The organism is Kitasatospora sp. NPDC059571 (assembly GCF_042735675.1).
In the GTDB taxonomy this organism is placed as follows: Bacteria; Actinomycetota; Actinomycetes; order Streptomycetales; family Streptomycetaceae; genus Kitasatospora.
In genome coordinates this window covers 9,298-18,591 of the sequence record NZ_JBHWBW010000121.1, presented here as the reverse complement: position 1 = coordinate 18,591, position 9,294 = coordinate 9,298, and the positions used below count along the sequence as shown (strand labels likewise).

The window sequence follows — 9,294 nt, the reverse complement described above, 5'->3', positions numbered from 1 at the left end:
GGGGGGGGCGGGGGCGGGGGGGGGGCCCCCGCCGCCCGGGGCGCCCGCCGGCGGCGGGCGCCGCCGGGCCCCCCCCGGGCGTCCGCGGACTCCAGCAGCTGGGCGAGCGGCACCCAGGGCAGCGCGCGCACATTGGCCGGCAGTGTGCCGAGCGGTGCGAGGTCGGCGTCGCCGACGGCCAGCAGCACGTCGGCGTCGAGGCCGGCGGCCTGCTCGACCACCCGGGTGATGGCGCGCACACCGTCCCAGTCGGTGAGCACGGTGCCGAGGGTGACCGCGATCCGCCGCCGTCCGCCGCGCGCGACCAGGTCGGCGGGCACGGTGCCCCCGCCGTTGTACGGCACGTAGCGGACCCGCCAGCCGCTGCCGTCGCCGCCGAGCGAGGCCGGGACGACGTCGAGCACCGAGCGCGGACCGGGGCCGGCGAGCCCGCGGGCCCGGTAGTCCTCGCCGAGCGCCCCGGCGAGCCGGTCGGCCATCGACAGGCCCGACATCACGCCGAAGTTGTGCACCACGGCGGGGACGCCGAGCTCGGCGGCGACCAGCGGCGCGGCGGCGTCGAACGCGGCGTGCACCACCGCGTCCGGCCGCCAGTCCGCGGCGAGGGTGCGCAGGCCGTCGAGGGCGCGGCGGCCGTGGTCGGCGAACCCGAGCACGGCGAGCCGCAGGGTCTCCTCCTCGGTGCGGGAGGCGGAGACGTAGCCGGCCCCGGTGTCGGAGGCGGCCGCGGCGCTCTCGAAGGCGTCGCGCAGGACGCTGCCGTCGCCGACCTCGACCGCCGGCAGGCCGGTGGCCCGCAGGATCCCGATCGGCTGCCGGCCGGCGAGCAGGACGTCGTGCCCGGCCGACCGCAGCGCCTGCGCGGTCGGGATCATCGGAAAGACGTGGCCGGCCGCGCCCGGGCCGGTGAAGAGGACTCGCACGGTGTGGTGCTCCCGTCGTGTGTCGGTACATCGTCAGCACTGGTGCGAACGAAGGGGACGCTCCGTCAGTTTCCTTCGGCAGCAGTTCTCTTGCGCACTCCACCGGCGCACGAGGCCGAGGAGGGGAGGCCGCCGCGCGTTCCGTGCTCAGGTGCGCCGGGGGCGCTCCCCGGGCAGGCGGCGCAGCGCGAACCACAGCTCCATCCGCACGTCCGCGTCGGACAGGTCGGCGCCCAGCAGCTCGCCGGTGCGGGCGATGCGCTGGCGGACGGTGTTGCGGTGGAGCTCCAGGGCGGCCGCGGTGCGGTCCCAGCTGCCGTGGTGGGCCAGCCAGGTGCGCAGCGTCTCCAGCAGCACCGCGGCGCCCGGTGCGGCGGCGCCGGCCAGCGGGGCGAAGACCGCCTCGGCGTGCGCCCGGGCGTCCTCCTCGTCGACCAGGGCGTGCACGCTGAGCGCCTCGGTGTGCTGGCGGGCGGCGGGCAGGCCGGCGGCGAGCGCCCGGCGCAGGGCCCGCTCGGCGTGGGTGGCCGCGTGCGGCAGGCCGTCCGGGCCGGCCGGGGCGCTGACGCCGAGCGTCCAGCCCAGCCGTGCGGCCGCGTCCGGGTCGGCCGGCCCCGCGCCGGGGACGAGGGCGAGCAGCGAGGTGCCGGAGACGTCCAGGTACGGCGTGCCGAGGGCGGTGCCGAGCGCGGCCAGCCGGACGGGGTCGGCCTCGGGGCCGGGACGGCCGCGGCGCCCCCGCACGACCACCCAGCTGCCGCCGGGGTGGAGCAGGTCGGCGGCGTCGGCGGGCGCGCCGCCGAGCAGCAGCCGCACGAGGGCCCCGGCGGTGCTGCTGTCCGCGCCGAGCGCGTGCCGGGGGCTGGTGAGCAGGGACAGCAGCACGGCGGCGACGCCGGTGACCGAGCGGTGCACGCCGGTGGGCGGCGCCTCGGCGGCGAGGCCGAGCGCCAGCCCGCCGGGCAGGGTGTGCACGGTCAGGTGCCGGCCGGCGGCGTGCTCGGCGGCCGCGGCGGGCGGTGCGCCCGGGCCGCGGTCCGCGGCCCGGGCGGATGTCCGGGCGGCCAGCTCGCGCAGCTGCCGGGGCGCCGGTGCGCCGGGCCGGGTGCCCGCCGTGAACAGTTCCTGCCCGCCCGCGTCGAACAGCGCCGCCCAGGCCCCGAGCCGGGCGGCCAGCTGATGCAGGACGGCGGGCAGCGGGTCCGGCCGGCCGGCGGCGGAGGCGAGCGCGGACTGCGCCTCGGACACCTCCCGCAGGTCCCGGCTGCGGGCCTCCGCCATGAACTGGTAGGCGGCCCGGTTGACGGCCACGAACGGGGTGGCCGGCGGCACCCGCACCAGCGGCAGCCGGTGCCGCTCGCACGCCTCGACCAGCACCGCGGGCACCTCGTCGTACACCGGGGCCACCCCGAAGCCGAGCGCGGCGACGCCCGCCTCCACGACGCTGCGCACATACGCGTCGACCGCCTCCGCGGTCGGCGGGAACCGCACGCCGGCGGTCAGCAGCAGCTCGCCGCCGTACAGGTAGGGGGCCGGTTCGGGCAGCTCGGTGGTGCCGATGGTGCCGATCAGCCGGTCGTCGCGGGGGCCTGCGACCAGGGTGAGGCCGAGGCCCGGCGCGTCCAGCAGGACGGCGAGCGGCAGCACCGGTGTGCCCGGTGCGGGGGCGTGCGGAACGTGCGGCTGGGACAAGCCCGACTCCCTCCGATGGACGGTTCCTCCATTGCCAGCATAAAGAATGGACGGATCCGACACTTCAGCCCGCCTGCCTGGGCGTTTACGGTCTCACCACGGGTCGACGTACGGTCAATGGGACCGCCGACGGCCCGCCCGTCCCCCTTACGCGCAGCCCGCGCGGCCGGCACCCCCCTTCCCGGCCCGCGGCCGCCGTCCCCCACGAACACCCCGGCAGTCCCGCACCCGCAGCGCGGACCGGCCGGATCGGAGGACTCATGGCCATCGACTACGTCGTGATGATCGGCTACCTGTTGGGCATCGTCGGCGTCGGCTGGTGGGGCAAGAGACGCGCCCGGTCCAAGAGCGACTTCCTGGTCGCCGGCCGCCGCCTCGGCCCCCTGATGTACACCGGCACCATGGCGGCCGTCGTGCTCGGCGGCGCCTCCACCATCGGCGGCGTCCGCCTCGGCTACACCTACGGCCTCTCCGGCGCCTGGATGGTCTTCGCGATCGGCCTCGGCCTGCTCGCGCTGAGCATCTTCTTCTCCGCCCGGATCGCCCGGCTGCGCGTCTACACCGTGGCCGAGATGCTCTCGCTGCGCTACGGCGACGCCGCCAGCGTGATCTCCGGCGTGGTGATGTGGGTCTACACGCTGATGCTCGCGGTGACCTCCACCATCGCCTACGCCACCGTCTTCGACGTGCTGTTCGACGTGCCGCGCTGGGCGGCCGTGGTGATCGGCGGCACCATCGTGGTCGGCTACTCGGCGCTCGGCGGCATGTGGTCGATCACCCTGACCGACATGGTCCAGTTCGTGGTGAAGTCGATCGGCGTCCTGCTGCTCCTGCTGCCGATCGCCGTGGTCAAAGCCGGCGGGTTCGGCGCGATGGCCGACAAGCTCCCCGACGGCTACCTCTCGTTCGGGTCGATCGGCGGCGAGTCGATCCTCACCTTCGTGCTCATCTACACCTTCGGCATGCTGATCGGCCAGGACATCTGGCAGCGGGTGTTCACCGCCCGCACCGACAAGGTCGCCTCCTGGGGCGGCACCGTGGCCGGCGCCTACTGCCTGGTCTACGCCCTGGCCGGCGCCGTGATCGGCATGGCCACCAAGGCTCTCTACCCGCAGCTGCCCGGCGCCGACAGCGCCTTCGCCACCATCGTCAAGAGCGCCCTGCCCACCGGCGTGCGCGGCCTGGTGCTGGCCGCCGCGCTGTCCGCGATGATGTCGACCGCCAGCGGCGCGCTGATCGCCTCCGCGACCGTCGCCAACAACGACATCTGGGCCCGGCTGCGGGCCTTCGCGGGCCGCGGCCAGGACCGCCCGGACACCGCCGAGCACGACGAGGTCGGCTCCAACCGGCTGGCGATCATCCTCCTGGGCGCGGTCTCGATCGGCCTGGCCTGTCTGCTGGACGACGTGCTGTCCGCCCTCACCGTCGCCTACAACCTGCTGGTCGGCGGTCTGCTCGTGCCGATCCTGGGCGGCCTGCTCTGGCGGCGCGGCAACGTCCAGGGCGCGCTCGCCGCGATGACCACCGGCGGCGCCACGGTCGTCGCCCTGATGATCGCCAAGGGCACCCTGGCCAACGAGCCGATCTACTACGGCCTCGGCGTCAGCCTCTGCGCCTACCTGGTGGTCAGCCTGGTCACCCGGCCCACCGACGAGCGGATCCTCGAGAACTGGCGCGAGCGCCTGGCCGGCGTCACCCCGGTCGAGGCCGAGCCCGTCACCGCGGGGGTCTGAGCCATGCCGGGCACCCTGACCACCCCCGTCGCCGGCACCCCGGCCCGCAGCGCCGAGGAGCTCCGGCTCCGCCGCGAGCTGGCCGCCGTCTACCGCCTGGTCGCGCACTTCCGGATGACCGACCTGATCTTCACCCACATCTCGGTCAGGGTGCCCGGCCCCGAACAGCACTTCCTGATCAACCCCTACGGCCTGCTGTTCGAGGAGATCACCGCGTCGAACCTGGTCAAGATCGACCTGTCCGGCAACCCCGTCGAGGAGACCCCGTACCCGGTCAACCCGGCCGGGTTCGTCATCCACAGTGCGATCCACGCGGCCCGCTCCGACGCCCACTGCGTCCTGCACACCCACACCCGGGCGGGCTGCGCGGTCGCCGCGCAGGCCGACGGGCTGCTCCCGGTCAACCAGATCGCGATGGAGTTCCACGACCGGGTCGGCTACCACGACTACGAGGGCGTGGCGCTCAACCTCGCCGAGCAGCAGCGGCTGGTCGCCGACCTGGCCGGGCACCCGGCGCTGATCCTGCGCAACCACGGCCTGCTCACGGTGGGCCGCACCCCCGGCGAGGCCTTCCTCCGGATGTACTACCTGGACAAGGCCTGCGAGATCCAGACCACCGCACAGGCCGGCGGCGCCCGGCTCGTGCTCCCCTCTCCGGAGGTCCGCGAGCTCACCGCCCGGCAGCTTGCCGGCGAGGACACCGACTCCGACCTGCAGGACACGGCCGCGTACGACCTGGCCTGGGCCGCCCTGCTCCGGCTGGCCCACCGGATCGCCCCCGACCACACCGACTGAGAACCACCCGAGGACCCTCATGAGCAGCACCTTCGAACCGCGCGGACCGATCGACTCCTCCCGCGTCCCCCGCTACGCCGGCCCCGCCACCTTCGCCCGGCTGCCCCGCCTCGACGAGGTCGGCCGCGCCGACATCGCCGTGGTGGGAGTGCCGTTCGACACCGGCGTCTCCTACCGGCCGGGCGCCCGGTTCGGCGGCAACGCCATCCGCGAGGCCAGCCGGCTGCTGCGGCCGTACAACCCGGCGCAGGACGCCTCGCCGTTCGCGCTCGCCCAGGTCGCCGACGCGGGCGACATCGCCGCCAATCCGTTCAACATCAACGAGGCCGTGGAGAGCGTCGAGGCGGCCGCCCGCGACCTGCTCTCCACCGGCGCCCGGCTGATGACCCTCGGCGGCGACCACACCATCGCGCTGCCGCTGCTGCGCGCCGTCGCCGCGCAGCACGGCCCGGTCGCCCTGCTGCACTTCGACGCCCACCTGGACACCTGGGACACCTACTTCGGCGCCGAGTACACCCACGGCACGCCGTTCCGCCGGGCCGTCGAGGAGGGCATCCTCGACACCTCCGCGCTCTCCCACGTCGGCACCCGCGGCCCGCTCTACGGCCGGCAGGACCTCGACGAGGACGAGAAGCTCGGCTTCGGCATCGTCACCTCCGCCGACGTCATGCGCCGCGGCGTGGACGAGGTCGTGCAGCAGCTGCGCGAGCGGATCGGCAGCCGCCCGCTGTACGTCTCCATCGACATCGACGTGCTCGACCCGGCGCACGCCCCCGGCACCGGCACCCCCGAGGCCGGCGGCCTCACCTCCCGCGAACTGCTGGAGATCCTCCGCGGCCTGGCCGGCTGCCACCTGGTCTCCGCCGACCTGGTGGAGGTCGCGCCCGCCTACGACCACGCCGAGATCACCTCCGTGGCGGCCTCGCACACCGCCTACGAGCTCACCACCCTGATGGCCCGCCAGATCGCGGAGGAGCGCCGATGACCGCGCAGCGCAACGGCGGCGACCTGGTCGTCGAGTCCCTCGCCAACCTGGGCGCGGACACCGTCTTCGGCATCCCCGGCCAGCACGCCCTCGGCCTGTTCGACGCGCTGAGCCGCTCCCGGATGCGGTACGTCGGCCTGCGGGTGGAGAACAACGCCGGCTTCGCCGCCGACGGCTACGCCCGCACCGCCGGCACCGTCGCCCCGCTCTTCCTGTCCACCGGGCCGGGCGCGCTGACCTCGCTCGCCGCCCTGCAGGAGGCCGCCGCCGCCTCCGTCCCGGTGCTCGCGGTCTCCTCGCAGATCCCCTCCGCCGGGCTCGGCGGGCGCCGCCGCGGCTACCTGCACGAGCTCGTCGACCAGCAGGCCAGCTTCCGCGACGTGGTGAAGTCCGTGCACACCGCGCGCACCGCCTCGCAGATCCCGTCCGCGCTGGCCGCCGCCTGGGAGTCCGCGCTCACCGCCCCGTACGGGCCGGTCTGGGTGGAGATCCCGCAGGACGTGCTGCTCGCCCCGACCACGGTGCCGCGGGTCACCGGGCTGCGCCCCGCGCCCCGCCCGCTGGCCCCGCGCGCCGAACTCGTCGCCGAGGCCGCGGTGCTGCTCGCCGAGGCCGAGAACCCGGTGATCCTGGCCGGCGGCGGGGTCGTCCGGGCCGGGGCGGACGGCGAGCTGCTGCGCCTGGCCGAGCTGCTGGGCGCCCCGGTGGCGTGCACCTTCGGCGCCAAGGGCGCCTTCCCGTGGGAGCACCGGCTGTCGCTGCAGTCCTGGCTGGAGGACCGGCACACCACCGACCTGCTGGAGGAGGCCGACGTCCTGCTCGTGGTCGGCTCCGGGCTCGGCGAACTCTCCAGCAACTACCACACGTTCCGCCCGCGCGGGCAAGTGGTGCAGATCGAGGCGGACCTCGGCAAGCTGGAGTCCAACCACCCGGCGTTCGGCATCCACGCGGACGCCCGGCTCGCCCTCGCGGCCCTCGCCGACTCCGTCCCCGCCCGGCCGCGCGACGGCCGCGGCGAGGCGGCCGCGGCCGGCCTGCTCAAGCAGGTCCGCGAGCGGATCGACGGCCAGGGCCTGGAGCTGGAGAAGCAGGTGCTGTCCGCCGTGCGCTCCGCGCTGCCGGACGACTCGCCGGCCTTCTTCGACATGACCATCCTCGGCTACTGGGCGTGGTCCGCCTGGGACGCCCGCCGCCCCGGCGCCATGCACTCCGCGCAGGGCGCCGGCGGCCTCGGCTACGGCTACCCGGCCGCCCTCGGCGCGGCCGCCGCCCTGCCGGGCCGCCCCGTCCTCGCGGTCTCCGGCGACGGCGGCGCGATGTACTCGATCGCCGAGCTCGCCACCGCCCGCCAGCACGGCCTGGACGTCACCTGGCTGATCGTGGACGACGGCGGCTACGGCATCCTGCGCGAGTACATGACCGACACCTTCGGCGGGGCCACCGCGACCGAGCTCGCCCGGCCGGACTTCGTCCGGCTCGCCGAGTCCTTCGGCGTCCCGGCCACCGCCACCACCCCGGAGACCCTCCGGGACGACCTGGCGGCCGCCCTGGCCGCGCCCGGCCCGAGCGTGGTCGTGCTGCCCGCCCTGCTGCGGATGTTCGCCCCGACCCACCTCGGGTAGCGGCGGCGCCCGCGAGGGCGCCCGGCGGCACCCCCCGGCGGGCGGCTGTCGTTCGCCCCCTGACGGCCGGGTCGCGCCGGGGTCGGCGTAGCGTTCGTCCCATGGCAGACCACGACTTCGCCGTCCCGATCACGGTGCGCGGCTACGAGACCGACGCCCAGGGCCACCTCAACCAGTCCGTGTACCTCCAGTACGCCGAGCACGCGCGCTGGGCGCACCTGCAGCACGCCGGGATCCGGCAGGCCGACCTGCTCGCCGCCGGGGTCGGCCCGGTCGTGCTGGAGACCACCGTCCGCTACCGCCGCGAGCTGCGCGCCGGCGACGAGGTCACGGTCACCTCGCGCTTCGTCTGGGGCGACGGCAAGACCTTCCGGGTGGAGCAGCGCATCGAGCGGACGGACGGGACGCTCGCCGCCGAGGTGACCGCGGTCGGCGGATTCCTGGACCTGGCGGCCCGCCGGCTGGTCGACGATCCCCGGGTGCCGATGCGGGACCTGGCCGAGGCGCCGGCGGAGCTGGGGCTGCAGTGATCACCTTCACCGGCCCGGTCGCCCCGGACGTCCTGCTGCGCCCGGTCGCGGCGGGCGACGCCCCGGCCCTGCTCCGCGCGGCCGTGCGCAACCGGGAGCACCTGCGCCCGTGGGACCCGCACCGGGACGAGGAGTACTTCACCCTGGACGGCCAGCAGTCCCGGCTGGCCGACCAGTTGGCGCAGACCGAGGAGGGCCGCACGGCGCGCTGGGTGCTGGAGCGGGACGGCGAGATCGCCGGCGCGGTGGGGCTCACCGGCATCGCGGCCGGGCACCTGCGCAGCGCGGTGCTCGGCTACTGGATCGACGCCGAGCAGGTCGGCCGGGGCCTGGCCACCGCGGCGGTGCGGCTGGTCTGCCGGGCCGCCGACGAGGAGCTCGGCCTGCACCGCCTGGAGGCGGGGGCGGCGGTCGCCAACACCGGGTCCCAGCGGGTGCTGGCCAAGGCCGGCTTCGAGCGGATCGGGGTGGCCCGCGGACTGCTCTTCCTGGACGGGCAGTGGTGCGACCACGTGCTCCACCAGCTGCTGCTGAACGACCGCCGGCCCTGATGCCGCGGCGCATCACCCGAAAGAGTCAGTGTACGTCCGATCCTGCGGGGCAGGGGTGGGGGAGTGTCAGACCCGCCCCGCAGGAGGACAGTTGAAGACCCTCACGGCCACCGCCGCCGCACTGCTGCTCGCCCTCGCCCCGGCCCTGCCGGCCGCCGCCGCGCCGGCCCCCGCGGCCCGGGCCGCCCTGTCCGGCCTGGACTGCACCACCTGGATCCACAACAACGACCCGCTCACCGGCGGCGTCGACTGCGCGAACAACACCGGTGGCACGGTCACCTTCCACGCCGACATCACCTGCGGCTGGGCACCGGACGTGACCGGAAACTCGGAGACCGTGGCGCCGGGCGGGGTCGGTGAGTCCCGCGGCACCTGCGCCTTCTACAGCACCGGGATCGGGCACATCGGCTGGACGGTGGAGTGAGCACCGGGACGCAACGCGGCGGGCCGCCGCACCCTCGTC

At 75.6% G+C, this 9,294-nt stretch carries 9 protein-coding genes; 7 read left to right on the top strand and 2 right to left on the bottom strand.

The annotated features are described in order from the left end of the window. Window positions 1–923, bottom strand: a 923-nt coding sequence (locus ACFV0G_RS16325) for a protein IroB (protein WP_380547169.1), incomplete at its 3' end; no start/stop codon positions are given. 147 nt (window positions 924–1,070) lie between these two features. Further along, window positions 1,071–2,615, bottom strand: a complete 1,545-nt coding sequence (locus tag ACFV0G_RS16320) for a PucR family transcriptional regulator ligand-binding domain-containing protein (RefSeq protein WP_380547167.1) — start codon at window positions 2,613–2,615, stop codon at window positions 1,071–1,073. Between the two features lie 260 nt (window positions 2,616–2,875). Between ACFV0G_RS16320 and ACFV0G_RS16315 the strand changes: the two genes are divergently transcribed. The 7 genes from ACFV0G_RS16315 (at window position 2,876) to ACFV0G_RS16285 (ending at window position 9,255) form a co-directional block, all read left to right on the top strand. Then, on the top strand, window positions 2,876–4,348 hold the full coding sequence (locus ACFV0G_RS16315; protein ID WP_380547165.1) for a sodium:solute symporter: 1,473 nt from the start codon (window positions 2,876–2,878) through the stop codon (window positions 4,346–4,348). 3 nt (window positions 4,349–4,351) lie between these two features. Continuing rightward, window positions 4,352–5,143 (top strand): class II aldolase/adducin family protein, encoded by a 792-nt coding sequence (locus ACFV0G_RS16310; RefSeq protein ID WP_380547163.1) that lies wholly within the window; start codon window positions 4,352–4,354, stop codon window positions 5,141–5,143. Window positions 5,144–5,162: 19 nt separating this feature from the next. Next, a complete protein-coding gene (speB, locus tag ACFV0G_RS16305) occupies window positions 5,163–6,128 on the top strand; it encodes an agmatinase (protein ID WP_380547161.1) in 966 nt (321 codons plus the stop codon). After that, a complete protein-coding gene (locus tag ACFV0G_RS16300; RefSeq protein ID WP_380547159.1) occupies window positions 6,125–7,750 on the top strand; it encodes a thiamine pyrophosphate-binding protein in 1,626 nt (541 codons plus the stop codon). The genes speB and ACFV0G_RS16300 overlap by 4 nt, the downstream gene beginning before the upstream one ends. A gap of 101 nt (window positions 7,751–7,851) precedes the next feature. Continuing rightward, complete coding sequence (locus ACFV0G_RS16295; RefSeq protein WP_380547157.1) at window positions 7,852–8,280, top strand: acyl-CoA thioesterase; 429 nt, start codon at window positions 7,852–7,854, stop codon at window positions 8,278–8,280. After that, window positions 8,277–8,831, top strand: a complete 555-nt coding sequence (locus ACFV0G_RS16290) for a GNAT family N-acetyltransferase (protein WP_380547155.1) — start codon at window positions 8,277–8,279, stop codon at window positions 8,829–8,831. The genes ACFV0G_RS16295 and ACFV0G_RS16290 overlap by 4 nt, the downstream gene beginning before the upstream one ends. 91 nt (window positions 8,832–8,922) lie before the next feature. Further along, the gene (locus tag ACFV0G_RS16285; protein WP_380547153.1) at window positions 8,923–9,255 is read left to right on the top strand and encodes a hypothetical protein; all 333 of its coding nucleotides are present in this window, start codon (window positions 8,923–8,925) and stop codon (window positions 9,253–9,255) included. Window positions 9,256–9,294: the final 39 nt, after the last annotated feature.

Coding starts and splice junctions, on each gene's coding strand:
- ACFV0G_RS16315 (WP_380547165.1), top strand. CDS start 2,876: ATGGCCATCGACTACGTCGTGATGATCGGCTACCTGTTGGGCATCGTC.
- ACFV0G_RS16300 (WP_380547159.1), top strand. CDS start 6,125: ATGACCGCGCAGCGCAACGGCGGCGACCTGGTCGTCGAGTCCCTCGCC.
- ACFV0G_RS16310 (WP_380547163.1), top strand. CDS start 4,352: ATGCCGGGCACCCTGACCACCCCCGTCGCCGGCACCCCGGCCCGCAGC.
- ACFV0G_RS16295 (WP_380547157.1), top strand. CDS start 7,852: ATGGCAGACCACGACTTCGCCGTCCCGATCACGGTGCGCGGCTACGAG.
- speB (WP_380547161.1), top strand. CDS start 5,163: ATGAGCAGCACCTTCGAACCGCGCGGACCGATCGACTCCTCCCGCGTC.